This window comes from Amycolatopsis sp. NPDC051373 (assembly GCF_040689465.1).
Lineage (GTDB): Bacteria > Actinomycetota > Actinomycetes > Mycobacteriales > Pseudonocardiaceae > Amycolatopsis.
Window position 1 is genome coordinate 39,296 of sequence record NZ_JBFBAE010000012.1, and the last position, 26,637, is coordinate 65,932.

At 69.9% G+C, this 26,637-nt stretch carries 18 protein-coding genes, 1 tRNA gene and 4 pseudogenes; 15 read left to right on the plus strand and 8 right to left on the minus strand.

The window, feature by feature from the left end; all coding sequences use genetic code 11:
- Positions 1-426 precede the first annotated feature (426 nt).
- Both AB0383_RS22950 and AB0383_RS22955 read right to left on the minus strand, forming a co-directional pair.
- The gene (locus AB0383_RS22950; protein WP_366188475.1) at positions 427-1,230 is read right to left on the minus strand and encodes a Clp protease N-terminal domain-containing protein; all 804 of its coding nucleotides are present in this window, start codon (positions 1,228-1,230) and stop codon (positions 427-429) included.
- Between the two features lie 227 nt (positions 1,231-1,457).
- Complete coding sequence (locus AB0383_RS22955) at positions 1,458-2,666, minus strand: GNAT family N-acetyltransferase (protein ID WP_366188476.1); 1,209 nt, start codon at positions 2,664-2,666, stop codon at positions 1,458-1,460.
- A gap of 131 nt (positions 2,667-2,797) precedes the next feature.
- Between AB0383_RS22955 and AB0383_RS22960 the strand changes: the two genes are divergently transcribed.
- The 12 genes and pseudogenes from AB0383_RS22960 to AB0383_RS23015 form a co-directional block, all read left to right on the plus strand.
- Complete coding sequence (locus AB0383_RS22960; RefSeq protein WP_366188477.1) at positions 2,798-5,455, plus strand: HAD hydrolase family protein; 2,658 nt, start codon at positions 2,798-2,800, stop codon at positions 5,453-5,455.
- Positions 5,452-7,728, plus strand: coding sequence for an aminoglycoside phosphotransferase family protein (locus AB0383_RS22965; protein ID WP_366188478.1), 2,277 nt, complete (start codon positions 5,452-5,454; stop codon positions 7,726-7,728). The genes AB0383_RS22960 and AB0383_RS22965 overlap by 4 nt, the downstream gene beginning before the upstream one ends.
- Positions 7,725-9,035, plus strand: a complete 1,311-nt coding sequence (locus AB0383_RS22970; protein ID WP_366188479.1) for a hypothetical protein — start codon at positions 7,725-7,727, stop codon at positions 9,033-9,035. Before AB0383_RS22965 ends, AB0383_RS22970 begins: the two co-directional genes overlap by 4 nt.
- Positions 9,032-9,928 carry an alkaline phosphatase family protein gene (locus AB0383_RS22975; protein ID WP_366188480.1) on the plus strand — a complete coding sequence of 299 codons (897 nt, stop codon included), beginning with the start codon at positions 9,032-9,034 and terminating at the stop codon, positions 9,926-9,928. The genes AB0383_RS22970 and AB0383_RS22975 overlap by 4 nt, the downstream gene beginning before the upstream one ends.
- A complete protein-coding gene (locus AB0383_RS22980; RefSeq protein ID WP_366188481.1) occupies positions 9,912-10,730 on the plus strand; it encodes a polysaccharide deacetylase family protein in 819 nt (272 codons plus the stop codon). Before AB0383_RS22975 ends, AB0383_RS22980 begins: the two co-directional genes overlap by 17 nt.
- Positions 10,727-11,998 (plus strand): hypothetical protein, encoded by a 1,272-nt coding sequence (locus tag AB0383_RS22985; protein ID WP_364185058.1) that lies wholly within the window; start codon positions 10,727-10,729, stop codon positions 11,996-11,998. Before AB0383_RS22980 ends, AB0383_RS22985 begins: the two co-directional genes overlap by 4 nt.
- 351 nt (positions 11,999-12,349) lie before the next feature.
- Positions 12,350-13,171, plus strand: coding sequence for a glycosyltransferase family 2 protein (locus tag AB0383_RS22990; protein WP_366188482.1), 822 nt, complete (start codon positions 12,350-12,352; stop codon positions 13,169-13,171).
- Positions 13,171-15,351: a glycosyltransferase family 2 protein gene (locus tag AB0383_RS22995; RefSeq protein WP_366188483.1), complete on the plus strand. Its 2,181-nt coding sequence runs from the start codon at positions 13,171-13,173 to the stop codon at positions 15,349-15,351. Before AB0383_RS22990 ends, AB0383_RS22995 begins: the two co-directional genes overlap by 1 nt.
- Positions 15,342-15,695, plus strand: coding sequence for a hypothetical protein (locus tag AB0383_RS23000; RefSeq protein ID WP_366188484.1), 354 nt, complete (start codon positions 15,342-15,344; stop codon positions 15,693-15,695). Before AB0383_RS22995 ends, AB0383_RS23000 begins: the two co-directional genes overlap by 10 nt.
- Positions 15,696-15,754: 59 nt before the next feature.
- Positions 15,755-17,539 carry a hypothetical protein gene (locus AB0383_RS23005; RefSeq protein WP_366188485.1) on the plus strand — a complete coding sequence of 595 codons (1,785 nt, stop codon included), beginning with the start codon at positions 15,755-15,757 and terminating at the stop codon, positions 17,537-17,539.
- A complete protein-coding gene (locus tag AB0383_RS23010) occupies positions 17,536-17,754 on the plus strand; it encodes a hypothetical protein (RefSeq protein WP_366188486.1) in 219 nt (72 codons plus the stop codon). The genes AB0383_RS23005 and AB0383_RS23010 overlap by 4 nt, the downstream gene beginning before the upstream one ends.
- 1,350 nt (positions 17,755-19,104) lie before the next feature.
- Positions 19,105-19,587: pseudogene (locus tag AB0383_RS23015) on the plus strand (transposase family protein); the annotation flags it as partial.
- A 16-nt stretch (positions 19,588-19,603) separates the two neighbouring features.
- Here AB0383_RS23015 and AB0383_RS23020 read toward each other — a convergent pair.
- Positions 19,604-20,569, minus strand: coding sequence for an IS481 family transposase (locus AB0383_RS23020; RefSeq protein WP_366188626.1), 966 nt, complete (start codon positions 20,567-20,569; stop codon positions 19,604-19,606).
- 119 nt (positions 20,570-20,688) lie between these two features.
- On the opposite strand from AB0383_RS23020, the pseudogene AB0383_RS23025 reads away from it, so the two are divergent.
- Both AB0383_RS23025 and AB0383_RS23030 read left to right on the plus strand, forming a co-directional pair.
- Positions 20,689-20,973 (plus strand): annotated as a pseudogene (locus AB0383_RS23025) (transposase family protein); the annotation flags it as partial.
- Positions 20,974-21,318: 345 nt separating this feature from the next.
- A complete protein-coding gene (locus AB0383_RS23030; RefSeq protein ID WP_364185046.1) occupies positions 21,319-22,470 on the plus strand; it encodes a hypothetical protein in 1,152 nt (383 codons plus the stop codon).
- Between the two features lie 52 nt (positions 22,471-22,522).
- Here AB0383_RS23030 and AB0383_RS23035 read toward each other — a convergent pair.
- The 5 genes and pseudogenes from AB0383_RS23035 to AB0383_RS23055 form a co-directional block, all read right to left on the minus strand.
- A pseudogene (locus AB0383_RS23035) lies at positions 22,523-22,639 on the minus strand (4-hydroxy-2-oxovalerate aldolase); the annotation flags it as partial.
- A 17-nt stretch (positions 22,640-22,656) separates the two neighbouring features.
- Positions 22,657-22,779, minus strand: a pseudogene (locus tag AB0383_RS23040) (4-hydroxy-2-oxovalerate aldolase); the annotation flags it as partial.
- A gap of 32 nt (positions 22,780-22,811) precedes the next feature.
- Positions 22,812-22,934 (minus strand): hypothetical protein, encoded by a 123-nt coding sequence (locus AB0383_RS23045; protein ID WP_366188627.1) that lies wholly within the window; start codon positions 22,932-22,934, stop codon positions 22,812-22,814.
- Positions 22,935-23,104: 170 nt separating this feature from the next.
- Positions 23,105-23,178, minus strand: a tRNA-Ile gene (locus AB0383_RS23050).
- 525 nt (positions 23,179-23,703) lie between these two features.
- Positions 23,704-23,916, minus strand: a complete 213-nt coding sequence (locus AB0383_RS23055) for a hypothetical protein (protein WP_220242519.1) — start codon at positions 23,914-23,916, stop codon at positions 23,704-23,706.
- Positions 23,917-24,061: 145 nt separating this feature from the next.
- Between AB0383_RS23055 and AB0383_RS23060 the strand changes: the two genes are divergently transcribed.
- On the plus strand, positions 24,062-26,623 hold the full coding sequence (locus AB0383_RS23060) for a LuxR C-terminal-related transcriptional regulator (RefSeq protein ID WP_366188487.1): 2,562 nt from the start codon (positions 24,062-24,064) through the stop codon (positions 26,621-26,623).
- Positions 26,624-26,637 lie beyond the last annotated feature (14 nt).

Below are 26,637 nucleotides of genomic sequence, written 5' to 3' on the forward strand. Positions count from 1 at the left end.
CGGGCTCGCCCCTTAGAAACGTCGACCGGAGTCCGCATCCCGGGCTCGGTCTGGCTCGTGACCGCCACCCGCCCGCAGGATGACCAGAGCCAATCCACTCCGAGGTCTCGACCATCACGACGCTCCCAACCCGACCGTGAGCATCGTGACACCAGCACTCACCCCTTGTCCGGTCAACGGTGTGGCGCCGGCACCGACAGCTATGGCTGAACAGCCCGGCGCTGCTGGTGCGCGGCAACGCCCAAGTCGGCCAGAGCACCATGTCGCTGGTCGCCGACCAGGTCACCCCACTCGACCGCAAGTCACCTGCCGAGGCGTCGCGGGCCTTCCGCTGACCTGGCCGCGCCGACCTAGCCCGAGCCGACCGTCGGCTCCGGGATACGGGAAATCGGCTGGGGCAGCCAACGGGCCGCTCACAGAGCGGGATCAGCTCGCTTGCCGGTAGCGGTCCAGGATCGCCGTGTGCAACGCAGGTCCTGAGACGTCGAAGGTCAGCATGATCTCGGCTACCAACCCCTTGTTCATCCTGGTCAGGCTGAGGGCGAGGTGTTCGACAACGATGTGCCGATCGTGCCCGGCCTGCGCCTCGCGGACGCTGTACTCCAGACTCTTCTTGGCACGCGCGGTGAACGGCAGGTACCCGGGAGAAGCCGCCCCCACGGCGCGGTAACGACCGGTCACCGCCGAGGCGGGAACCGAGACGGCAGCGACACGACGTCCGCGGCGAAGCAAGCGCGGCGGGATCGCACGACGGAGACTCAGCCGCGACGGGCGCGGCCCACGGTGCACAGCATTGGCGGCTTCGGCACGAGCCTCGGCACCGAAGGACGCCACGATCCGCGCGCGCACAGCGTCGAGATCGATCCCGACGGCCGCCAGCGCGTCCCCGTCAAGGTCTCCGAACAGTCTGGCACCGCCACCAAGGCCGACCCGGCGGACGATTTCCTCCTCGGCGCGGTCCGGCGTGATGCCCCGCTCGCGCAGGACGCCGGCAGCGGGCCGGTCGGTGGAGGAAACGGCGAGCAGGAGATGTTCGCAGCCGACATAGCGGTGCCCGAGCCGACGAGCGTGTTCGGGGGCATGGACAACCACGGCGGTTTCGGGTTCGTAGGAACCGGTCCACCACGAATGGAGGTGTCCACGGGCGGTGAGTCGTCGAAAGCAGCGAACAACGTCTCCACGAGGGCGTACCTGTGGCCGGGAGATGAGCGGAGCCGCAGTCGCCAGCACGGGTGTTTGTGGATGAACCACCACCCGCTGGTCGTGCCGTCGTCGTCAGCGAGGTGAGCAGCGGGGCCGGGTGATGGGCGGCGGTGCGTTCGGCGTGGTCCCAGTTGCAGAAACGAATGCGAAAGCGCGGCGACTCCGGTTGTCCGTCCTCCAATTCGCCTTCGGCGGCGGCGAGTAGCGAGCCGAGGGCAACGCGTCGCGAGACAGAGCGGCGCAACGCCGGCGTATCAGTCCTGAAACCCGATTATCTTCTTGACCGCCGTTTTGATTCCCCGTTCGACCCGGGTGACCGGCAGCCGTTCGAAACGGAACTCCGGAGACACGATCCGTCGCGCGCCGAAACGTTCCTTGAACTGGCCAAGTGTCCCGGTGCCGGATTCGCCGAGGTAGTAGTAGCGGCACCTGGCCTCGCACGCGTCCTGGATCGCTCGCGCCTGTATCAGATCGGTGGCGCGGTAGTGCTTCAGTCGTTCGTCCATGGCCCCGCGGAAGTCGTGCGCGTTGACACCTCGTGCTACGAGGCAGGCCGCGGCGGGCCGGCCGTCGACGCGGGCCACCCACACCTGGAAGCGATCGCCCAGGCGGCGCCCGATCGCCTCGAACTTCTCACGTGGGTCGCGCCGGTGCAGTCGGCGCCTCGCGAGCCACGCCGGCTCGTGCTGCTGGCGCGCCCATCGCAGGACCGCTCGTTCCATCAGTGCGTAGAACTCCGGAACGAGTTCGCCCCCGGTGCCGCGTTCCACCGTGACGCCCTTGCGCTCCGCAGTCCGGACACCACGCCGGGAGTTCTTGGTGAACCGCTGCGTCCACACCTCGTCCCACCCACCCTGCAAGTCGAGCAAGTGCACGTGGTGCGGATGGACCAGAGCTCGCGGGTGGTGCGCGTCGCGCCACGCGTCCACCTCAAGTGGGCCCGGCGACACGGACTGGACCACAACGCGCCGCTTCGCCAGGTCCTCGAGCACGGCGTTGACCTCACCGGCCTGCACCCCACCCGCCGCGAGGAGCCCACCGAGCCCACACGCCGGCGGATTGGACTGCTCCGCCGTGAAAAACCCGACCGCCAGCGGACGCCGGAGCATCGGCAGGACGAGCGTCCGCCCTCCGGCCGTTACATACAGCCTGCTCGCATCTCGCAGCGGATGGGCGTCGCACATCGCGTCGGCCCATTCCGGAGATTGGCTTTCCAGAGCGTACGGATCACTGCGCATGATCGCCACCCACTCCGCACGAGGAGCCGGACTGATCATTTTCACCAATCCGTCAGCGGCCGGTACGTCCACCCGCCCATCCGACAGATTTTGCACACCTTTCCTGTCCATGACGCGGCCCCGTTCGCTCTTCACCCGCGGCCGTTGCCCCAGGTGGCATACCTCGTGATTCGTCTGATTCGCCGCAAGAGTTACACAAGATCGTTGAAATTTCTGCCCGGACAAGTCACCCCGATCGGTAGTTCCGCTGTAACAGCCGCAACCGGATCAGCGAATTCCCGATGATGAGGTGATGTCGCGAATACACGCGGCGAATCTGTGCACACGAGCGGCGAACCATGCTGGAGGGCTCTTCGATGAGGCATTCGCACGGCGAGAAACCGATCTTCGACGGTGATCTGCTCGTCGTGGCCGACCTGCTCTCCGACTTGACCGAAATCGTCCACCGGCTGATCGATCGCGTGGCCGCACAGGACGTCCTTGACGCCTACCTGCTCGCCGCCGCCGCGGTCCAGATCGTGGAAGACCACCTCCAGCGGGACACTTTCGCCTTGCACCGCGCCGTCTCGTACCTCCGTGACCGGGGCACAGCCGCGGTCGTCCCCGAGTTGCTGGGCAAGGTCGCCACTGCCATTGAAATAGCGACATCGTCACGGGCCGCCGAGCGGCGAGCAATCCGCTGGCGGGACACCGCGGCGACGTTGCGCGACGTGGCCGCCCTGCACGTGGTCACCGACCCATCGGAGGCCAAGTTCGAGTCGTGGGCGACCGCTGCCGTCCGCCTGCGCGGCTCCCTCCCCTCGCTCGACCGCGACCTCGCCGGTGCGGTCCTTCGGATTCCGTCGTGTTTCCGGAGTTTCGATCAGGAACCGGCCGACATGGTCGCGCTCGCGACGCGGCTCCGGCTGCGGTATCCGGACCGCGGACGGCCTGTTGTCGTCCTGGGGGTGCGCACTTCGGGCAGCTACCTCGCCCCGCTGGTCGCGGCGGCGTTGCGCGACGCCGGCTTCCGAGAGGTGCACGCCGAGACGGTACGGCCGAACCACCGGCTGCGGCCGCCCTTGCGCGCGCTGGTGCGGTCGGCCGCATGGCGCGGAGGCAGGATCGCCGTGGTCGACGACCCACCCGAGACCGGGCAGTCGGTCGCCGACGTCGCGTCCGCCGTCTGCCGGGCCGGAGTGCAGGAAAGCGCTGTCACGTTGCTGCTGCCTCTGTTCGCCGACACCCCGCCGGCTACTTTGGCCCGCTACGACTCGGTCACGTTGCCCTATCGCGAGTGGGCGATCCACGACCGGCTCGAGACCGAGGTCGTGGTGCGGTCGCTGTCCGCGCTGCTGGGCCGTCCGGTTCGTTCGGTCAGCCGGGTGCCGCACATCGGGGTGTCCCGCGGGCGGGAGCACGCCCGCGCCGTGTTCGACGTCGGGTTGCCCGATGGCGAACCCCGGCGCATCGTGGCCGCCGGGGCCGGGCTGGGGTTCTTCGGGAGGCATGCGCTCGCCGTCGCGCACGCGGTGTCCCACCACCTGCCCCGCACCTACGGTTTCCTCGACGGGATCGTGTTCCGTGACTGGTTGCCGACCGAGCAGCGGCTCCGGGCCGCCGGTCCGGCCGACGCGGAACGGTTGGCCGGCTACGTCCGCGACCGGGCGGCCGCTCTGCCGGCCGGAGCCGACCACGCCGCCGGGCTGGCCGGCCGGCAACCGGTGTGGGAGGCGGCGAGCCGGGTGCTGCAGCGCAACTACGGCCGCGCCGGCGTGGTGCTGCGGCCCGTTCTTCTCGATCCTCTGATCCGCCGTCTGTGCGAGGTGGCCGAGCCCTCCGTGGTCGACGGCGCGACCGGCCTCGACCACTGGTTCCGCGGTGTCACCAGGCTGTACAAAGTGGACGCTGATGTCCGCGACTTCGCCAACACCGATCTGGCCTGCTACGACCCGGCGTACGACCTGGCCGGAATCGATCCGGGTAGCGCGGACCCCGAGTTCGCGGCGTCCCTGCGCCGGGAAATGCCGTGCGATCCCGAACGGTTCCTCCTCTACGAACTCGTGCACCTGTGGGACCGGGAACGCGAGGGCCGGGCCGTGCACCGCGCCGGCGCGCGAGCCGTCCAGCACTACCTGCGTGAAGTGCTGTTCGCCGGAGTGCACGCCGCTGCGGATGGCGTGGTGTGTGCACTCGATGTGGACGGGGTGCTCGAATCGGACGCGCTCGGGTTCCCCATGGCCACACCGACCGCCGCACTCACCTTGCGCGCGCTGCTGGCCCACGGCTTCCGGCCGGTCCTGGTCACCGGCCGTTGCTTGGACGAGGTCCGCGAGCGGTGCACGTCCTACGGCTTGGCGGGTGGTGTCGCTGAGTACGGATCGGTCGTCTTCCACGACGGAGCGGCGCACGATCTCGTCCCCGGGCAGGGCGCGGACGCGCTCGCCCGAGTCCGCGACGTCCTGGCGACCCGGACCGACGTGGTCGTGGACGAGGACTACCGGCGCATCGTCCGCGCCTACCGGCGCGGTTCCGGTGGCGTTCACCGGGCCCTGCCCGCTGAGGTGGTCGAGCGCGTGCTGGAGCAGGTGGGAGGCGCCGTCTCGCATCTGCGCGTGATCGCGGGCGACGGCCAGACCGATTTCGTCGCCGCGGCGGTGGACAAGGGCACGGGGCTGGCCGTCCTCGCGGCCCGGCTCGGGGTCGACACGGTGTCGTGGGCGGTCGGGGACACCGCGGCGGACCTGCCGATGCTGGAGGCCGCGACCGCCGCCTACGCACCCGGTAACGCGGACGAGCGGGTGCGCGCGTCCGGGGTGCCGGTGCTTCGCCGGCGATACGCCGCGGGGACCGCGCGGGCCGCGGCGCTGTTGCTCGGCCATCGTCCGGGCGCCTGCGAGAGGTGCCGCCCGCCTGCACACACCGCGCGCACCCGCACCTTGCTGACCCTGCTCGACGCGTCCAACGCGGGCGCGCGAGGACTGCCCGCGGCCGTCGCCCGGTGCTTGTCGAGGGCCGCGGTGAGCACCCGATGACGACCGCGATGCACGGGCAACCGGAGCGAGCGGTCGCTGCCCGCGGGGCACCTCCCCGCCGCTCCCTGTACGGCCACGGCTACGCCCTGGTCCTGAGTTCGGCGCTGACCTCCGGGATCGGTTTGGTGTTCTGGATCGTCGCCGCGCGCAGCTACGACCAGGCCGTACTCGGCCGCAATTCGGCACTGGTCTTCGCGATCATGTTCCTGGCCGGGGTGGCACAGCTGAACCTGATGAACCTGCTCATCCGGTTCGTCCCGGTGGCCGGGCCGCGGACACGCCGTCTGGTGGCCCTGGCCTACCTCGTCGGCGGCGGGCTGGCGGGTCTGGCCGGTCTGGTTTTCGCGCTCGGCATCCGCTGGTGGTCGCCGGGCCTGGCAGAGCTCCTGCACGGTCCCGTCGCGGTCGCAGGCTGTGCCGGCGCCTGCGCGGTCTGGGCCATCTTCGTGATGCAGGACGGGGTGCTGACCGCCGTCGGCCGGGCGCGGATGGTCCCCGTCGAGAACCTGGTGTTCTCCGTGGTGAAGCTCGGATTGCTCGCGGCCCTCGCGGCGGCGTTGCCCCACGGCGGGATCACCGTGTCGTGGATGGCCGCCACCGCGGTGGCGGTACTCGCGACCACCGCTTACCTGTTCCTGCACGCGCTGCCCGTGTACGAGGGCACAGCGACCGTCGGCGAGCGGATTTCGCTGAGGTCGCTTGCCGGCTACCTGGGCGGTGACTTCGTCGGTGCGGCGTGCTGGCTCGCGTGCACCCAGCTGCTGCCGGTGCTGGTACTCGGTGTGCTCGGCGCCCGGCCGACCGCGACCTTCGCGGCGGCGTGGACGATCGCCTACGCGCTCTACCTGGTCCCGGCGGCGATGGGACAGTCACTGGTGGCGCACACGGCGCTCAACCCCGAGAGCGTGGCAGCGGCCCGGGCGGGGGTCGAGCGGCGGTCGCTGTTCCTGCTGTTGCCGGTGGTCGCCGTGCTGGTCCTGGCCGCGCCCTGGGTGCTGCGGCTGCTGGGCCCCGCCTATGCCGATGCCGGCCGCTGGGTGCTGCCGCTGATGGCGACCTCGGCGTTGCCGAACATCGTCGTCGCGGCCGCGGTGAGCCAGGCCCGAGCGCTCAGGCGGACCGGGGTGGTGGCCACGGTCCTCGGGACGCTCTCGGTGCTCGTGCTGGGCCTCGCTTTGGTCCTGATGCCGGCCTTCGGCATCGTGGGGGTCGGGCTGGCAGTGCTGGCCGGGCAATCCGGGCTGGCGGGCATGATCTTTTTGCTGCGGGCCGAGTGGGTGCCGCGGCCCATCGTCGGCCCGCTCGCCGGCGTGCGAAGCCGGGGCTTGCTGCGCCGGATCGCCCCGACCGCACTCAGGTCCCGGTCGTGGTGCCTCCAGCACCGGTTGCGCGGGCTGTCGGATTCCGCGATCGCGTCGATCGGCCCCGGCGACCGCCGGGCAGCGCTGCTCAAGGTCGCCGACACCGAGCAGGGACGAAAAGCGCTCCTTCGGGAGGTAAGCGCACTCCGCCGGCTGAATGAAGATCGCCGGCTGGACGGCTGGCGGCACCTGGTGCCGGCCGTGTACGACGTCGGGGACGCACTGGGCGCCTCCTACAGCATCCAGCAACTGCTGCCCGGCGCGGACGCGCGCGCCCGCGTAGCCGATCCGGCAGGACGCAACCGGTTCGCCGCCGCGGCGCTCACCACCCTCGCAGGACTGCACCAGTGCACCGCGGAACTGACCCGGGTCGACGAGCGCCTGGTCCGACAGCACGTCACTGCGCCGGCGGAACTGGTCCGTGCGGCGGTCGCGAAACGCGCCGGATCCGCAGTCGACCAGCTTGTGGCCGAGCTCTCCGCGGGACTGCGGGACCGACGTCTGCCCGTGGGATGGGTCCACGGCGATTTCAGTGCCGACAACGTACTCATCGACGCCGACGGCCACGTCACCGGCGTCGTCGACTGGGGGCAGGCGACCAGCGCCGGGCTCGTCGCCGTCGACGTGGCCGGCCTCGTCCTGGCCACGGCGACAGCGGCGACCGGGCGGGAGCTCGGCGCAGTGGTCTCCACATGGCTCGCTCCGGGTGCGGCGCCCGCACTCGCCGAGGTGCTGCACCAGCGAAGCACGCTGGGTGGTGACCCGGTACCCGTTCGCACGCTCGTGCTGCTGGGATGGCTGCACATGGTCTCGGCCAATCTCGCGAAGTCCTCGCGCTACGCCGCCAACCCGATCTGGTTGCGCCGCAACGTCGTCGCGGTGCTACGCACGATCCGCCTGGAGCTATCGTGAGCGCCGATCCGGCGTCCCGCGCCTGGGCGAGCCGTCGAGCCGGCCGCAACTCCGAGCAGACCATGGTCCGCGACGGCGCGTCACTGGTCGTAGGCGCCGTGGTGACCTCACTCGTCGGCGTCGCCGCGTGGGTCGTGGCCGCTCGCCTGCTGCCCCAGGACGAGGTCGGGCACGCTTCCGCATTCGTGTCCGGATTTCTCCTGGTGGCCGGCCTCGGCGACCTGGGGCTGGGCGCCGCCCTGATGCGCTGGGTTCCCCGCGCCGGTGTCCGCCGCACCGGGCTCATCGCCCGCTGCTACGGCCTCGTACTCGCCGGTTCCGTAGTGGCGGCGGTTGCTGTGCTCCTGCTACCCACCGGCGACGAGATCACCGAGAGCCTTCCCCGCTTCAGCACCGCCGCGTTCCTGTTCGCCGCAGTGGCCTGGGCGCTGTTCCAGTTCCAGGACGCCGTGCTGGTCGCGCTGGGCCGGGCCCGCTGGGTGCCCTACGAGAACGCCACGATCGGCCTGGCGCGCGTCGGCATCCTGGCACTCGCCGGACCCGCGCTCGGCGCCACCGGCATCCTGCTGTCGTGGATCCTCCCGGCCGTCGCGGGTGTGGCGGTGATCTCCGTCGTGCTCTACCGGGTGCTCACCCGCGAACCGGAACCCTCCCTGGCGCAGCGCACCCCGGTGCTCCCGGACCGGCGCGAGGTATTGCGACTGCTCGCGCCGACGTATCCGGCGAAGGTGACCGGCGGCGTGCTGACCGACCTTGTGCCGTTGCTGGTGATCGGGCGGTTCGGCCCGGCGACGGGCGCGGTCTTCTTCCTGGTGTGGATGGCCGGGAACACCGTGGACTACGCCGCGATCAGCTTTTCCCAGTCGGTCATAGTGCGGATCGCGCACGAACCCCACCGCACCCGGGAACTATTCGGAATCGGATGCCGCAAACTCGCAATGGTCTTCATCCCGTCGCTGCTCCTCGCGGTCGCGCTCGCGCACCCGCTGCTGTCGGTGTTCGGCCAGGCCTATGCCGACCAGGGCGCGTGGTTGCTGCGCCTGGTCATGCTCGGTTGTCTGCCGAGACTGCTCATCACCCTGGTGGTCGCGGCGGGTATCGCCCACGGACGCGGACGACTCGTCGCCGCGCTGGAAGCCAGCAGCGCACTCGGGGTGATCGGCGTGGTCGCCGTGGTTCCCATAACGCACCTGAATCTGGTCGGCGTGGGCTTTCTGATCGTGCAATGCCTGGTGGCCATCGGCGCCGTCGGCGTTCTGTGGCGGTGGCGGAACCAGGCGACTCGGCCGAAAGAGGCCCTCGGATGAGCGCCCGCGGCCGGGTTGCAACGTGCGTATTCCTCGCGGCGACGTTCGCGACCGCCGCGTGCGCGCCCTCCACATCGGACGGTCCGCCCACGGCCACGCCGACCACCGCACCCGACACCGGCACCCGGGCGAACTCGGCCTTGCCGCGGCCCAGCCACGTCGTCGTGGTGGTCTTGGAGAACCACGGGACCGAGATCTCAGGCAACAGCCAGGCGCCGTACCTCAACGAGCTCGCCGCCGCGGGCGCCCGCTTCACCGACGCCACCGCCATCACCCACCCGAGTCAGCCGAACTACCTCGCGCTGTTCTCCGGCGATCCGCACGGCGTCACCGACGACTCCTGCCCACACACGTTCAGCGGTCCGAACCTGGCCCGCCAGCTGATCGACGCAGGCTACGACTTCGGGGCGTTCGCCGAAGACCTTCCCGGTCCCGGCTACCCCGGCTGCCGGTCCGGCGACTACGTGCGCTGGCACTCGCCCTGGGTGGACTTCACCACGGTCCCCGCGGCGGTGAACCGGCCGTTCACCGCGTTCGGACCGGACTTCACGAGACTGCCCACCGTGTCGTTCGTGATCCCCAACATGTGCCACAACATGCACGACTGCGACACTCGCACCGCAGATTCTTGGCTGCGGACCCACCTGAGCGGGTACGCAAGCTGGGCAGCCACGCACAACAGCCTGCTCGCGGTGACATTCGACGAAGCCGAAGACACCTCGACGACGAACGGAATACCGCTGAGCCTGACCGGTCCGATGATCCGGCCGGGCACCTACCCGGAGCCGGTGAACCATTACCGGTTGCTGCGGACCCTGGAAGCCATATACGGCCTGCCCGCACTGGGACACGCCGCCGATACCAAACCGATCATCGATGTCTGGCGTGCCTGACCCGGGCAGCGGGCGCGGCGCCCCCCGCGACCGTCCGCAGTGGAACCGGAAACCGGCGGTCCCCGAAGCCGGTGGCGCTCTCGCCGCGGCACGCCGGCGCGCACTTGCTCTCGCCGGGCCACTGACCCGTCCCATCGGGTCGCTCATCGCCGTCCGTACGCAGGCACCGGAGGTCGTCCTGACCTTCGACGACGGGCCCGAGCCGGAGGGCACCGACCGCGTGCTCTCGGCATTGTCGGACCACGCCGCCACGGCGACGTTCTTCGTGCTCGTCGACCGCGCCCGGCGGCATCGCTCACTAGTGCAGGAAGTGCTTGCGGGCGGGCACGAGATCGGCTTGCACGGAATGGACCACCGAAGGCTCTCGCGGATACCGTCCGCCGCCGTACGCACGCTGCTCGCCTCCGCCACGGCACAGCTGGAGGACCTCCTGGGCGCGCCGGTCCGCTGGTTCCGACCTCCCTACGGTGCGCAGACCCCGGCGGTGTGGCGCGCAGCGCGCCGTCAGGGACTCACGTCCGTCCTGTGGGGGCCCTGCGCTTGGGACTGGCTCGACCGGCCGCCCGAACTGCTTGCCGCGCAGGCCTTGCGCGGACTCGGACGCGGGGCGGTGTTGCTGGCCCACGACGGCCATGCGGGACCGGAAGACGGCGCGGACGACGGACCGCGACCGGCGTTCGATCGTGGCGATCTGGTCAGACGTGTGCTGGCCGGCCTCGACGAACGAGGGCTTCGAGGCCGCTCACTGGGCGATGCCCTGGCTACGGGCGAAGCGCGGACCGTACCGTGGTTCCTCCGATGAACCGCGGTCGGATGGCCGGTGTGGTCGCGGTTCTGCTCGCCGCGGCCCTGCCGGCCTGCTCCCCCTCGGCGAGCACGGCGGTCCCGCCGGAGCCCGTCGTGGGCGTGACACACACGCAGGACAGCGCGGACGACTACCCCGCCGCGCAGGTGGTGGCCGCGACCACGACCCTCGCCAGCCACCCGATGATCCAGAATCAGTACTTGATGGGGTGGGGTGTGGACAACCCGGAACCCGCGCCAGGCGTGTTCGACTGGTCGTCCTTGGACCAGCGGATGAACCTGATCGGGCAAACCCGCGGCGTACCTGTACTCACCCTCGCCGGCGCCCCGGATTGGATGAAGGGCGGTTCGGCCGGCACCACAGATTGGAGCCGGCTGAACACCGCACCCACCCGTGCGCACTACCGGGACTTCGCAGCACTCGCCGCCGCCGCGGCGGCGCGCTACCCGCAGGTGCGGTATTTCCAGGTGTGGAGCGAGCTGAAAGGCCTGTACAACGAAGCCGCGAACCGATGGGACTACGAGGCGTACACCGAGCTGTACAACGCGGTCTACGACGCCGTGAAAAAGGTGCGCCCTGATGCTCTGATCGGTGGCCCGTACGTGGTCCTCGACACTTGGTCAGCGGCGGGAACTCCGGCGCCGTCAGCTCTGTCCGGCCCGTGGGGCGTGGTCGACCAACGTGCGCTCGACGTGATCGACTACTGGAACACGCACAAGCACGGCGCAGATTTCCTCGTCATCGACGGGTCGAGCGGCACCCGGGATGCCGGCCTGACCACCGACGCGTTCCGCGCGACGGCCATGTTCGGCGCGGTCAGCAGCTGGCTTCGAGCCCGGATCGGACTTCCGGTGTGGTGGGCGGAGTTCTACCCCACGCAACCCGGCGGACCACGCTGGTCACAGGAAAGCCCAGCTCCGGCCGCATTGACCGTGGCCGCGGTCGCCCAGGCACTGCGCGGTGGGGCCGCCCGGATGCTGCTGTGGCAGCCACAAGCCTCTGCCGACGTGCCCAGCGCGGCATTGTGGACGACGCCCACCGCGAGCACCGCCGCCGAGCCGCTGCCCCTCGCTGTGGCCTGGACCTGGCTCGCGGCCAATGTCGACACCCGGACCACGATCGACTATTCGACGGCCGGCACGATTCTGAAGATCATCGCGGAACGGGAGGTGCTCACCGTCAACCTCACCGCTGGCGAATTGATCCCGGCTGGACAAAACAGACCCGTGCCGGCTTATGGACTGCTGATCACTCCTCGCCGCTGATCGCCCACAGCCAGCGCACGAGGTTGAAAAATTGCCCAGCTGGAGATTACGGCCGCATAACGTTCAAGCTTCCGTGATTCAGACATACCAGTACCGTCCGCGTGCACGGCGTGTGGCCACGAGCGCACCGTCTGGGGTTGCCGCCAGCACAAACTCCCGCGCAGGCCCCCGAAATATGCGACCTGACCTGCGAAATTCTCGTGCCCGCCAGGACACCGCGATCGTCGCATGAGCCACTCGCACTTCTCGTGAATCGTCACCGCCCCAGCCGCCATTTCTTTTTCACCGTAACGGTCACCAATCGGTGTACGACACCCATATGTCAGCTTAAATCTGGGGTAACTTAACGCAATGGATCAGCGCCGAATGAATCGAGAAGAGGAGCGTTCGATGGAACGGTGCGCGAATCCGAAGATCAGCATTGTGATTCCCGCGCGCAACGAGGCACGCAATCTGGAAGTGATCCTTCCGGAACTGCCCGAAGTTGACGAGGTTGTGCTGGTGGACGGGCATTCGGTGGACCAGACCGTCGAGGTCGCGCGCAGGGTACTGCCCTCGATCGTGACGCTGACGCAGACCCGGCGCGGAAAAGGAAACGCACTGGCGTGTGGTTTCGAGGCCGCCGGCGGGGACATCGTCGTGATGTTCGACGCCGACGGGTCAGCCGACCCGGCGGAGATCCCCGCCTTCGTGGAAGCTTTGGTTCGGGGCGCCGACTTCGCGAAGGGGACCCGGTTCCTCCGGCACGGTGGCAGCGACGACATCACCGCGTTGCGCCGAGCCGGTAACGCCGCGCTGAACGGGTTGACCAATGCCCTGTACCACACGAGCTTCACCGATCTCTGTTACGGCTACAACGCGTTCTGGCGAGACATCGTGCCTCAGCTCAAGTTGCCGCCGACCACCGTGCCCGCCCTCGCCTCGGGAGGCTTCTGGGGTGACGGGTTCGAGATCGAGACCGTGCTGAACTGCCGAGTGGTCGCAGCGGGGCTGAAGGTCGCCGAGGTACCCAGCTTCGAACGGACCCGGATCTTCGGCGAGACCAACTTGCGTACGTTTGCCGACGGCATCCGGATCCTTCGCACCATCTTCGCGGAACACCGGCGATACCGAGCTCGGAAGAAATCGGGCCTGTCCGGTACCGGCGACATCACGGCGCAGGAGATCGCGTGATGGCCGTTTCGGGGGAAACCCGCGAGCGCGCACTGGCGACTTCGGTCGTTGTCTGTGCTTACACGACTGCGCGGTGGCACACGATCCGCGCCGCGCTTGCCTCAGCCGCCGGGCAAACCCCGGCTCCGCTGGAAGTGCTGCTGGTGGTCGACCACAACCCGGACCTCGCGCACCGCGCCCGCGCCGAACTGTCGGGAATCAGAGTTCTCGACAACGAAGGCGCGCGCGGCCTGTCCGGTGCCCGGAACACCGGGATCGACCACAGCGTCGGAGACGTCATCGCCTTCCTCGACGACGACGCCGCAGCGCTGCCCGGCTGGCTGGCACACCTGCTGGCGCCCTACGCGGATCCCGACGTTGTCGCTGTGGGTGGCGCGGCTCGTCCACAGTGGGCGGCCGGGTCCGGCCGTCCCGCCTGGCTTCCGGCCACTGGAGTGCTGGACTGGGTGGTGGGCTGCACCTACACCGGCTTGCCCACCACGCTCGCCGAGGTGCGCAACGTCATGGGCTGCACCATGTCCTTTCGCCGCACCGTGCTCGACACGATCGGCGGCTTCTCCACCCGGGTGGGCCGGGTGGGCGCGCTTCCCCTCGGATGCGAGGAAACAGAGTTGTGCATCCGCGCCCGCCGGCGGTTGCCCCGGGCGCGCATCCTCTTCGAACCGCGCGCGACCGTGACCCACCAAGTCAGCGTGGACCGGCTGACCTGGTCCTATTTGCGCCGCCGCAGCTGGTCCGAAGGGGTATCCAAAGCCGCGGTGAGCCGGCTGGCCGGTACCGGACCCGCGCTCGCCGACGAGCGCCGATATGTCGCGCGCGTGCTGCCGGCCGCCGTGGGACACGAGCTGGTCCAGGCCGCACGGGGACGACCGGCGAACGCGGGCAAGGCGATCATCGCGATCGCCACCGCACTCCTGGCCACGGCCGGCGGTTACTTGCGCGAGTCGGCGCGGCGACGAACCGGTCCGGCGCCTGCCGCCGCCGAAGCCGCCGGCACCGCGCCCGCGACGGCGGTCACCGAACTCGACATACGCCGCGGGCCGGCGGCACTGCCGGTTCCCGCAAACCCTGGGATCGTCTATCGCGACGCGCAGGTGCTCGTGCGTGACGGGCGCTGGACGGTGGACCTGCTCCGGTTGCCCGTCACCGGTAGGCGCGTGAACCCCGGGGACCTTCGCCTCGCCGCTCCACCGGCGCGGCCCGAACCGAGCTCGTGGACCCCGAAAGTGAGCGTCGTGGTACCGACGGCCGACCGCGCCGACACGGTTCGCCGGTGCGTGAAATCGTTGCTGGCGACCGACTACCCGGACCTGGAAGTCCTGCTGGTCGACAATAGGCCGCACGCGGCCGAAGCCGCCGCGCTGGTCGAACTCGCCTCGGGCGACCCGCGGACCCGCTACCTCGCCGAAGCCGAGCCCGGTGTCAGCCGAGCCCGCAACACCGGTCTGGCCGAGGCGAGCGGGCCGCTGGTCGCCTTCGTCGACGACGACATCGAGGTCGACCGGTGGTGGCTCGTCAACCTGGTGGCCGAACTCGCCGACGAGGCCGTCGACTGCGCGACCAGCCTGGTTCTGCCGACCTCACTGGACACTCCGGCCCAGCGGAAGTTCGAGCAGCTGAAGGGTTTCGGCCGAGGCGTGCGCCGCCAGGTGTTCGGTCCGGACCTCTCCGGCGGCGGCTCGCAGAACCCGTTCACCCCCGGGCAGTTCGGTCCCGGCGGTTGCGCGCTCTGGCGCCGCTCCACCCTGGCCGGCCTCGGCGGGTTCGACCCACTGCTCGGCCCGGGTACTCCCACCCGCGCCGGCGAAGACCTCGAACTGTTCCTGCGGCTCGCGCGCGCCGGTGGCTCCATCGTCTACACGCCGCACGCGGTGGCGTGGCACGAGCACGCCGCGGAATGGGCGGAGCTGCGCGATCGCTTGCACGCCTACAGCATCGGGTTGTCGGCGATGTTCGTCCGCCACCTGCTGCAGCGGCCTGGGGACGCCGGGGCGGTCGCTGCGGTGGTGCCGAGCCGTGCCCGCCGGATCCTGCTCGCGCGATCCTCGCCACGGGAGGGCGGCTCGGCCCGACCGGGTGCGCGGCTGCTGCTGGAGCAGCTTACCGGCCTGGCGTGGGGGCCGGCAGCGCTCGCGCGCAGCGCCTGGCGCGCGCCGTCCAGGTGGTCACGATGCCCCTGAACGAGCGGCGAGCGGTGGCCGCGGTCCTGCTCGGCCTGACCACGACCGTGCTGCTGCTGGCTGCCTTTCGCGTGACCAGCGAACTGCGGCTCTACTTGGACGTCGCGTTCGTGCTCCTGGCACCGGGGTGGGCGGTGGCCGTCCACGTGCGCCTCGCCACCCACGCCCTGGAGTGGATCACCGCGATCGCGATCGGCGTGTCGGGGACGTTGCTCCTCGCGCAGGTCATGGTCTCGACCCACTGGTGGCACCCGACGGTGGGGTTCGTCGTGATCGCGGCGGCCACGTTTTTGGCGCTGCTGTGGCAGCTCATCGCGCCCCGCGCCGCGGGGGCGGCGCGGTGACGAGACTTGCCCTGGCATTTCCTGGGTTCCGGCGGTCCAGAGCCGACCTCGAAACGCCGATGCAGGTTTCCGTCCCAGGCAGCCCCGGCTGGCAGTGGCGCGACGCACTGAGTCCCCTGCTGGCCCTCCTCGCCGCACTGCTGTGGCTGCTGGGGCTGCGTCCGGTGCTGCCGACACAGCTCGGCAGCACTGGTTTGATCACCGTGCTGTCGCCGGTGCTGCTGGCGTCCTACCCCGTACTCGTCGCCGCGGTGGTGCTCGAACTGGTCCGGCGGCGTCCGCGGCCGCGGGTGCTGGCGTGCGTCACCACGCTGGGCGTGGTGCTCGTCTACGGCCTGCAGCCGGCGACCGAACAGACGGCCCGGCTGACGGTTTCCTGGCTGCACACAGGTTTCGCGCGCTACATCGCCGAGAACGGGCACGCGCTGGACGGCTACGACGCGCGGTTCTCGTGGCCAGGGTTCTTCTCCTTGACCGCGTTCCTGACCGAGGCGAGCGGCCAACCGGACGCGTCCCCGCTCCTGCAGTGGGCGCCGACGTTCTTCGCCGGTGCCGCCGTGCTGGGGATGCGAGCACTCGCCGCCGCAGTCTTCGGCAACGGGCGCGCCGGGTGGCTTGCGACCTGGATCTTCCTGCTGGCCGAGTGGACCGAGCAGGACTACCTGTCGCCCCAGGCCGCCGGCTACCTGATCATGCTCGCCGCGCTGGCGCTGACCGTCCGGTACCTGGTGCGCCCCGGCCTTGCCCATCCGGTGCGGTCGCGGCCGGGCCGCCGCCTGCCGCCGACGAACCTGCCACGCGAACGCTTGGCCGCACACGGGCTGATCCTGATCTTCGCCCTGGCGCTCGCACCCACTCACCAGCTGACTCCTTTCGTGCTGGCGGGGCTACTCCTCGTCATGGCACTGACCCGGCGGCTCTGGCCAGCCTGGCTACCGTGGCTGGTCCTGGTACCCGCGCTGGTGTGGTTCTCCCTGGGCGCCAAGGATTTCTGGCAGGGCCAGCTGCACATGGTGATCGGCGACATCGGGCAAGTGACTTCCTCGGTCGACCAGGGCATCACCGGCCGGTTCACCGGCGACGCGGGACGGACGGCCATCCTGATTGTGCGCGTGGCGCTGACCGGGGCCGTCAGCGCGTTGGCGCTCGGCGGGTGGTGGGTGCGGCACCGCCGGGGTCTGCACTCTCTGCCCCTGGTGGTGCTCGCGGCCGCTCCACTGGCGATGGCAGTGCTCCAGTCCTACGGCGGCGAGGTCTTCGTCCGCTGCTACCTGTTCGCACTACCGTTCGCCGCCCTGCTCGCCGCGGGGGGACTCAACGCGGCGCTCGGCGCGCGAGCTGCCCCGGGAGCGCTGGCCACGACGACGCGGGTGGCCCACCGGTTCCCCCAGGCCGGGCCCGTTGTCGTCGGGCTCGTGCTGACGTCGCTGGGCCTGGCGACGATCACCGCCCGAGGTGGCGGCGACGCCTACCTCAGCTACACCCGCAGCGACGTCGCCGCGGTGGCGGACGCCTACCGACTGGCCAAGCCCGGACAGACGATCAGTGGCCTCAGCGCCGACGCCACACCGCTGGGCTTCGACAAGATCGGGGTGGTGTCGCAGACCTCGATCGAAGACACCTGCCCGCGCTACGTCCAGGTGACCGACTGCGTACAGGAAACGGCGCCGGACTACCTCGTGGTCATTCCCTCGCAGGACAACTACGGGCAGATCTACTACGGGCTCCGCGCCGGCTGGACCGACAGACTCGTCGCGGATCTCGTCCGCTCCGGGAAGTACCGCGTGGTATTCGACGAAGGTGGGAGCCGGCTGCTGGCCCACACGGGAGTCGAAAGGCGATGAACGACGCGTTGCTGGCCCTGCTCACCGTTGCGCTGGCAGCCGCACTTGGTGCGATCGTGTTCGCGCGCACGGTGCTGACGGAACGGGCCGTAGGAAGGCACGGCAGGCCACACGCCCGAACACCGCTCGTGCGCCGGCTCGACCGGGCCGGCGTGGTCGTCACCGCGCTCGTCATCGCCGCGGTCGTGTTCCGCGTCGTCAACACGGTGCTGTGAACGAGTGGGCTATACTTGCGGTCAACCCAGGCTCTCTGGAGGGTCGCCATTAGTATCCCCGCAGAGCGCGACCAGTGCCGTTGCGGTCACCATCGCGATGCGCACACTCATCTGCGCGGCGGAACCGAATGTGCACTCTGTCCGCCTGGCGGGTGCCGCCGCTTCCGCACGCCGGGCCTCCTGGCGAAAATTCTTCACCGCCTCCGCCCCCGCGGCTGACGTCTCCGGACGCCTGAGCCGCAACTAGATCGACCCACGGCCACTCACGAGCGCCCGTGATGGACGCAATCGAGCCGTACCGCCACACCGGCAGAGTCGTGGCGCCGAGCTGCGAGTCCTGCAGGTGACAACCGGCCGTGCAGCAAGTCACCGAGCCTCGCTCGTCTGGCCAGCATCGGTGCAAATGGGGGTCGATGAATTGCAGAATTTTTGTATTCGAAATAACTAGCCGATGGCCCAGGCCGTCGACGACCTACCGCTCCTGCCGTTCGACTGTTCCTGGAGCCGATACAGCCTCGTGGATGTGCCACGACTGGCAGCGGTTGCACCAGGCGAAGCCGGGGGCGGCACTAGGATCGGCTGCCAGGTCGTCGAGGGTGTTCTTATCTGCGTCGGTGATCGGACTGCGGTGACCGCATTGCAGCATGCAGTTCGCCACGTTCCTTCTTCGCCGCGTCCATGACGGCCGGTCCTATGACCCCGTTCGTGATCGCTGACAAGATGGTCGACGTGCTCAAGCCACAGGACCGGCCGATGACATCGGACGCACTACCAAGATCCACTCGCCAGCGACGGTCACGGGCGACCGCTATCGGTGGTCCTCACAGCGGCGACATCAACGACTGCACGATGTTCACCCAGGTCCCTAACCGGAATCGAGCTCTGTCGGCGGGTCGCGGCCGCCGACCCGGCCGGGCAGGGTGCGGGCGGACAAGGGCTATTCCAGCCGCGCGATCCGTCCCTACCTGCACCGACGGCACATCCCGGTGACAATCCCCGAACGCCGTGACCGGTAGGCCAACCGCCTGCGCCGAGGCCAGGCCGGTGGCCGCCCACCGGTCTTCGACCGCGTCGCCTGCAAACGCCGAAACATCGTCGAACGCGGCTTCGACCGCCTCAAGCAATCACGCGCCATCGCCACCCGGTTCGACAACAAGACCGCCATCTCCTACCAAGGGCTCGACCTGGCCACCCTGCTCATCTGGCTTTTGAGGACACGCCCTGGCTACTAAGCCGAAGATTCCTCAAGGCCGTACAGATACAGGTCGGAGCGAACCAGAGACCGCTGCTCTAAGGGATGTCTCGTAACCCGGTGTGGGTCTGGTTGCCTAGATAGTTGATCATGGTGTGGTGCAGGTGATCTCGGCGTTGCGGTCGGAGTGGATTGCCCCGTTCACGGGGTTGGAACCGGGTCAGTTCCGCAGGTTGGTACGGATCGTGGCGAAACGTGGCGGTGACGAGATCGCCGATGGCCGACCTGGTCGTCAGTGGCGCCTTGACCTGGCCGATCGTGTGCTGCTGGTCGCGACGTACTGGCGGACGAACCTGACGATGCGCCAGATCGGGCCGCTGTTCGGAGTGTCGCATTCCGCGGCGCATCGGGTGATCGACACGATCGGGCCGCTGCTGGCGCTGGCCCCGGTCCGCACACGGCGGATCGACGCGATCGCGATCGTGGACGGCACCCTGGTGCCGACGCGGGATCACCGGCTGGCAGCACCGTCGAAGAACTACCGGTATTCGGCGAACGTGCAGGTCGCGATCGATGCCGACACCCGGTTGGTGATCGCCACCGGCGACGCGCATCCGGGCAACGCAGGCGACTGCACCGTCTAGGTGTATTTGGCCATTAGGTTGGTGGCAGTCGGCTGGTGGGTGGGTGTCCGCCGAGTGCGCTGTGGCGGCGTTGAGTGTTGTAGTGCTCGAGCCAGGGGGCAAGGGCTGCGGTGCGGTCGGTGTTGCTGGTGAAGGCTTGGCGGTAGGCCCATTCGGTTTGCAGGGTGCGGTTGAGGCGCTCGACTTTCCCGTTCTGCCAGGGGCAGTGGGGTTTGATGAACTTCTGCCGGATGCCGTGCCCGGCGCAGACCTGGCGTAGGGACCAGCGGTAGGCCCAGGCGTTGTCGGTCATCAGTCGTTCGATGCGGGTGATGCCGTGTTCGGCGAAGTAGGCGATCGCCCGGTGCAGGAACGCGGCGCAGGTCGGGCCTTTCTCGTCGGGGTGGATCTCGGAGTAGGCCAGCCGGGAGTGGTCATCGACCAGGGAGTGGATGTAGTCGTAGCCGACCTTGGTGTGGCGGTCGCGGGTGGTTTCCCGCTGGGCCCGGCCATGTGCTCGCCAGCCGCCGCCGTCAGGGATGCGGCCGATCTTCTTCACGTCCATGTGGACCAGCTCACCCGGCTGCTCTCGTTCGTAGCGCACGGCTGTGGTCTTGCTGGCCCGGATCACCAGTCCGGTGATCGGGTCCAGCGCGGCCAGCCGCGGGATCTGGTGGCGGGCCAGCACCCGTGAGACGGTCCGGGTCGGGACCCCGAGTTCATGGCCAAGCCAGGCCGGGCCGCGGCGTTCACGCTGCCGCAACGTGATGATCCGCTGCTCAAGCTGATCATCGGTTCGCCGCGGTGAGGTGTGCGGTCGCGAGGACCGGTCACGAAGACCGGACTCCCCCTCGGTGGCGTAGCGGTCCAGCCACGTCTTCACGCATTTGCGAGAGATTCCCATCGCGGCGGCGATGTGTGCTTGCGGCCAGCCGGCCCGATGGCGCTGGACGATCAGCAATCTGCCAAGGAAGGTGGTCCGGGCATTACGGTGAGACACGAGAGCCTCCGGTTCGGGGCGGGTCCTAGACAAGCCACACCCCAACTCGGAGGCTCTCCCCACGTCAACCCGTACTTCCCGCTACCAACGTCCTGGCCAAATACATCTAGGGCGCCTGCGGCATCGAGCAGGAGTTGGCGGGGCGTTCGGTGATGGCCGACGGCGGCTACCAAGGCAATCCCGAGGTGATCATGCCCTACCGCAAACCTCGTGACCGCAGCGATCTGCCCGGCTGGCAGGAAGACCTCAACGCCGACCATCGCAAGATCCGGGCCCGTGTCGAGCACGCGCTGGCGCGGATGAAGTGCTGGAAGATCCTGCGCGACTACCGCCGCGCCGCCAGCACGCTGAACGACACGGTCTCCGGCATCGCGCATCTGCACAACATCCTCCTCGCAGACTGATCCGCAACACCAGTCCCACCAACCACAAGATCAGTTACGAGACATCCCTTAGCGGAGGTCACCCAGCGGGTCATGAGGCGATCGGCGTCACGAGCGCGCTCGGCCCCTGACGATTTTGCGAGGAATCTGCTGAGGTGGTGTGGCTACTGGTGCTGGTCGCGCGGGCGCACCGGGAGCGGCAGGGCTCGCGACCGGCACGGGCCTACCGCGTGGCGACGTCCCGGCATCCGGCTCTTCCGCTCTGACCCGCTGTCAGGGCCGGTAGCCGAGCTCGCTGCCGGGCCGGGCGGTTTGGCCGGTGCCACCCGGGGAAACCGGCGGGTGCCGACGAGCGAGGTGAACCACATGAACGCACCACGCCAGGTGGCCGTCGGGGTACTGGCCGACGAAGGGCTACCGGAGCAGGTGATCGCCGCGATCGCCGACGATCTGCCCGGGATCTTCGCCGCCCGGGTGAGCGGGAAGACGCGGTGGCGGGTGGAGCACCAGGTGGCGCAGCTGCCGCTGGACGGAGACGGTGACATCCCGATGCGCACGTTGTCGCAGCAGCACCGGCAGAACCAGGGCTGGGACCTGCTGGTCCTGATCACCGATCTGCCCCGGCGCGCAGGGACGAAACCCGTCGTCGCAGGAATCGACGTCGAGCACGCAGTCGCGATGATCTCGCTGCCCGCGCTCGGCGCCGTCCTGGTGCGTCACCGGGCACGGGCGTTGCTCATCCGCGTGGTGCGGCAGCTGGTGTCGCGGCTCGGAATCGACGCGGATCACGGCCGACGGGGAGCGGTGGCACGGTTGCGTGAGGCGCTGGCCCCGACGCAGCGGATGTCCGGCGGACACCAGTCCGCCGCGACCCACCTTGCTCTGGTCGGGCTGCGTGGCCAGCTACGACTGATGGCGGGGATGGTGCGGGACAACCGTCCGTGGCAGCTCGTCCCGCACCTGGCGGGCGCCACCGCTGCGGCGGCCGGGACTGCCGCCTACGGAGTCATCACCAGTTCGTTCTGGAAGCTCGCGGCCGCGCTGTCCCCACTGCGGCTGGCGGGGATCACGGTGGTCACCGTCCTGGTCATGGCGGTGTGGTTGATGGTGTACAACCACCTGTGGGACCGGCCTTCCGAGGCCATCGAGCGACGCAAAGCCCTGATATACAACGTTTCCACGGCGACCACGCTGGCGGTCGGGGTGGGGTGCATGTACGCGATCCTGTTCGTGCTCGCGCTGCTCGCGGCCGTCGTCCTGATCGACAGCGGCTATCTCGCGCAAACGCTGGGGCACCCCGTCGGCGTGGGTTCGTACTTGAACCTGGTGTGGCTGTGCAGTTCGGTCGGGATCGTCGCCGGTGCGCTCGGGTCGAGCCTGGAGGACGAGGAGACCGTCCGCAAGGCGACCTACAGCCGCCGCGAGCGGGAACGCCAAGAGCGAAACCGGCGCCGACGGGAAGACCGGACGTCCCCTGGCAGGGAATGTCCCACGCAGACCGCGCGAAGCGACGAGTGACCGACGGCGTTGCAAGCAGATCACCCCCCCGGTGGCCGGCCGCAAGGTCGAGAGCGACGTCGGTGATCATGTCTTCTTGGCCGCCGACCATGCCGCGGCGGCCGACTTCCACGAGGATCGCTCGGGTGCCGAGGCCGTACCACGTCGCGGCCACCTCCGCGTGGCGCACAGGAAACTCGAGTAGACACCGGCGTAGCCGAGGCTGAGTGTTTCCCGGTCCACGCGGCCCCCTCGATCCTGCAACGGACGGACGAGGTCGTCGGCAGCGTCCATCAGCGGAAAGAGGTTGCAGCCGTGCTCGTGGCCCATCAACTCGGCGACCGCGATGAAGGCTCGAGGGGTCAGTTCCCGGCGCCCGCGCCCTGCCCGGCCGGGGACGCGTCCACCCGGGTCGCGCCGTTCTCCACCGCGACGACGCTGTTGGCGACATCGAGAACGAGGTTCTGGTGGGCGTGGATCCCCAGTTCCGTGGAGGGACGTCACGCTAGGCGCGGAAGCGGTCGCACACGCCGTCCATGGTCAGCCGCCCGCCGGAATCGGTGACATGCACAATACTAGTTGGCCAGACGCCAATAGGCCTTCAAGATCAACTTGAGTTTTCCCCAGGTCAACCGCATGATCGGGAGATGCAAAGTGGGCCGGGTCGGGCTCGAACCGACGGCCAAGGGATTATGAGTCCCCTGCTCTAACCAACTGAGCTACCGGCCCCTCGCTGACGCCCAGTTTGCATTAGCACATGAGCCCCAGTTCGCTCCAAAATATCACAGGGCCGCGGGCGCGCCGGTGGAGTAGGTCGAACAGGTTGTCGTTGTGCCGTGGAGTGGGACTCGTCGTTAGGTTGCAGGGACGTCGCCGCCACGACCTCGGCCTGGAGGGTTGAGCAGTGGGTGCCGCACGACGTCCGCCGGGGTCGTGGATGGTTCGGCTGGCGCTGGTGGACGCGTCGGCCGCGCTGAGTGCACAGCCGAGCTGAAGCAGCCAGGTCAGCTGCCACCGCCCGCACTGGTCGGGTGACTGTGCGTACCACGTGACCGTCCGTGACGCACTGGGCTTCGGCGGCCCGCCCGAGCAGGGCCGGCGATGCGCCCGCCGCGATTCTTCTGCCTGCCCCGGCGAACTCCCTTCGTGAGGAGCAGAACCGGTACGTCGCCGCTCCGCCACAGAATGTCAGTCGGGGCCCGCGAAGCTCACCCGTGCGCCGCCTCGGGTGAAAAAGCCGTGCCGCCGGGAAAATCACGGGACTTGGTGCATGGAAACCACGTCGAGGCCGAGGACGCGGAACAGGCTCAGCAAGCGGTGCAAACGTTCCTCGTCGGTGACGTGGCAGTAGATGATCGTTTCCGGTGGGGCCGCGGCGACTTCCAGCTCGCCGAAGTCCACGACGGCATGGGCGGCGCGGTCGGACAGGCGGCCGGAGACGCGGAACACATAGCTGGACTGCGACACTTGAGCCTCCCGTCTGGCCCTTCGAGCGCCCCTCGCCGCCACCGTCGCGCGTGCGCGGGTGGGCGTCCTCGCCCGTGCCGGATGAGCTCGTGTTCGGGCGGTGGGCGTGCGACAGTGGGTGACGGCGGGTCGGAGGGAGAAGAGGGTGTCCCACAACGAAAAGCCGCGCGTGCCGCGGCGCAAGAGGAGTGTGGCCGAACTTCCGGAGGGGTTCGTGTCCCGGCCGCGGCTGTTGAAGGCGCTCGATCGCGCGGCGCCGGAAGCCGCAACGATGGTGTGTGCGCCCGCGGGGTCGGGCAAGACGTTGGTTCTCGCGGAATGGCTGCGCGGCGGCGGACTCGGTTCCGCGGCCTGGCTTTCGCTCGACGCCGCCGACAACGACGGGCACCGGTTCCGCTCCGGTCTCCTCGACGCGCTCACCCCGGCGGCGCCCGGCCTGCACGACTTCGACGCGGGCAGCCCGAGTTTCCTGGCCGACCTCGTCGACGCCCTCGACACCCTGCCCGCGCCGCTGCGCCTCGTCCTCGACGACGTGCACGAGCTCGTGGCGACGGAACCGTTGCACGACGTGGAACAGCTGCTTCGCCTGCGCCCACGCGGGTTGCGACTTGTGCTGTCGACGCGCTGGGACCCACCGCTGCCCCTCGCACGCCTGCGGTTGTCCGGCCGGCTCGCCGACCTGCGCTCCGATCACCTGCAATTCCGCCCGGACGAAGCCGCGGCACTACTGGCGTCCGAAGGCGTCACCATCAGTCCGGAACAAGTCGACCGGCTCGTCACGCGCACGGAAGGCTGGGCCAGCGGGCTGCGCCTGGCAGCCGAATCCCTCAAGGGCGGCGCGGAGTTCACCGGCACCGACCCGACGGTGAGCGCCTACCTCGTCGACGAGGTCCTCGCGCCACTGTCCGAAGAGGAGCGTCAGTTCCTGCGCGAGATCAGCGTCTGCGAAAGAGTTTCCGCCTCGCTCGCCACCGCGCTCTCCGGTCGCGCCGACGCCGGCGAGCTGCTGGCCCGGCTGGAACACCGCACGGCGATGCTGTTCCGCGCCGGCGCCGGGCGCCGGATCTACCGCCTGCACACGCTGTTGCGCGCCCACCTGCTCGCCGACCTCATGCTGCGCACCCCCCGCCGGGTGCCCGCGCTGCACCGCCGCGCCGCCGAGTGGCTGCGTGAGCGCCACCAGGCCGGTGACGCCGTGTCGCACGCGCTGGAGGCCGGCGACGCCGCGCTCGTCGCGGACCTCCTGCGCCGCCACGCCCTCGACCTGCTGCTCGCCGGCGAACACGACGTACTGCGCCGGGCTCGCGCCGCGCTCAGCGACGATGTGGTCGGCGACGACCCGTGGCTCGCCCTCACCGGCGCCCTCGAGCATCTCGACGCCGCCCGCCCCGGCGCCGCGCGCGCCCAGGTCACGCTCGCCGAACGCGCGTGGCCCCGCGAGCCGTCGCCTGAACTTCACGCGCTGCGCGGGCTCGTCGACTCCCGCTTCGCCCACGCCACGGGCTCCCTCGAAGGCGACATCGACGCCCTCGCCCAGCAGGGTTCCGCGCTGAGCGCCATGACGCTGCTGGAGTCCGGCCAGGCGCTGCTCACCGCGGGCCGCGCCGTCGAGGCCCGCCGGCCCGTGGAGTCGGCGCTGGCCTTCGCTCGCGCACACGGTCACGGGCACCTGGAACAGCAGTGCCTCACCGTGCTGGCCGGCGTCGCCGCGGCCACGGGTGACTTCCGCGCCATGACCGCCCTCGCCCGCGACGCCGACGAGCTTGCCGAAACCCACGGCTGGCGCGATACCGTGGCCGGCGCGAAAACCTCGCTGCTCCTGGCCTGCGGAGCGCTGCTTCGTGCCGACGCCTCCGCCTGCCTGGCCCAGGTCGACCGCGTCGCGGGCGTGCTCGCCACCACCGAAAGCCTCGGCCACGGCGGCCTCACGCTGCTGACGGCGACGCTCGAAGGAACCGCGCGCTTCGACGGCGGTCAGCGCTCGGCCGGGCTGCGCCGCATGACCGACGCCCGCGTCGCCGAGGGCCCCGCTCCCCTGCCCGACGGCATCGTCGCCCTCGCCGCCGTGTGCGAGCACGACGCCGCCACGCGCCTCGGCCGCGGCGAAACCGCCCGTGACGTGCTGGCCTGGGCGCGCGAACGGATCCCCTCGGCCGCCGAGATCCTCCTGGTCCGCGCGAGCACGCAGGTCGTGCTCGGCCGCGACGGCCACGCCCGCAACCTGCTGCGTCCGCTGCTCGACGGCGCGGTCGACCCGGTGCTGCCGTGGACGCCGGTCACGGCCTGGCTGCTCGAAGCGGAGATCGCCCTGCGCTGCGGCGAGGACGCCCGCGCGCGGCGCGCCGTCGCGAAGGCGCTCGGCCCGGCCGAACGGCTCGGCGTGCTCCGCCCGCTCGTCACCGCCGCTCCGGAGGTGCTCGACCTGGCGCTGCTCGACGTGCCGGGCGGCCGCCGCTTCACCACCGACCTGCGCCAGGCGCGGGCCGTCCGCGGGAGGCAGCCCGACGCCGTCGCGCTCACCGAGCGTGAGCGGACCGTACTGCGCCTCCTGCCGACGGTCCGCTCGCTCGACGAGATCGCCGGAGACCTCATGGTGTCGCCCAACACCGTCAAAACACACGTTCGGGCTCTGTACCGGAAGCTCGGCGTCGGCTCGCGACGGGAGGCCGTGCGCTCGGCCGTCCGGCGCGGTCTCGTGGACAGTTAGTTGGGACGTTCGGC

What these genes read in the sequence shown, in the direction of transcription:
- AB0383_RS23030 (WP_364185046.1), top strand. Translation starts at nt 21,319, where the DNA reads ATGAACGCACCACGCCAGGTGGCCGTCGGGGTACTGGCCGACGAAGGG.
- AB0383_RS23005 (WP_366188485.1), top strand. Translation starts at nt 15,755, where the DNA reads ATGCAGGTTTCCGTCCCAGGCAGCCCCGGCTGGCAGTGGCGCGACGCA.
- AB0383_RS22985 (WP_364185058.1), top strand. Translation starts at nt 10,727, where the DNA reads ATGAACCGCGGTCGGATGGCCGGTGTGGTCGCGGTTCTGCTCGCCGCG.
- AB0383_RS22980 (WP_366188481.1), top strand. Translation starts at nt 9,912, where the DNA reads ATGTCTGGCGTGCCTGACCCGGGCAGCGGGCGCGGCGCCCCCCGCGAC.
- AB0383_RS22975 (WP_366188480.1), top strand. Translation starts at nt 9,032, where the DNA reads ATGAGCGCCCGCGGCCGGGTTGCAACGTGCGTATTCCTCGCGGCGACG.
- AB0383_RS23010 (WP_366188486.1), top strand. Translation starts at nt 17,536, where the DNA reads ATGAACGACGCGTTGCTGGCCCTGCTCACCGTTGCGCTGGCAGCCGCA.
- AB0383_RS22995 (WP_366188483.1), top strand. Translation starts at nt 13,171, where the DNA reads ATGGCCGTTTCGGGGGAAACCCGCGAGCGCGCACTGGCGACTTCGGTC.
- AB0383_RS22990 (WP_366188482.1), top strand. Translation starts at nt 12,350, where the DNA reads ATGGATCAGCGCCGAATGAATCGAGAAGAGGAGCGTTCGATGGAACGG.
- AB0383_RS23000 (WP_366188484.1), top strand. Translation starts at nt 15,342, where the DNA reads ATGCCCCTGAACGAGCGGCGAGCGGTGGCCGCGGTCCTGCTCGGCCTG.
- AB0383_RS22965 (WP_366188478.1), top strand. Translation starts at nt 5,452, where the DNA reads ATGACGACCGCGATGCACGGGCAACCGGAGCGAGCGGTCGCTGCCCGC.
- AB0383_RS22960 (WP_366188477.1), top strand. Translation starts at nt 2,798, where the DNA reads ATGAGGCATTCGCACGGCGAGAAACCGATCTTCGACGGTGATCTGCTC.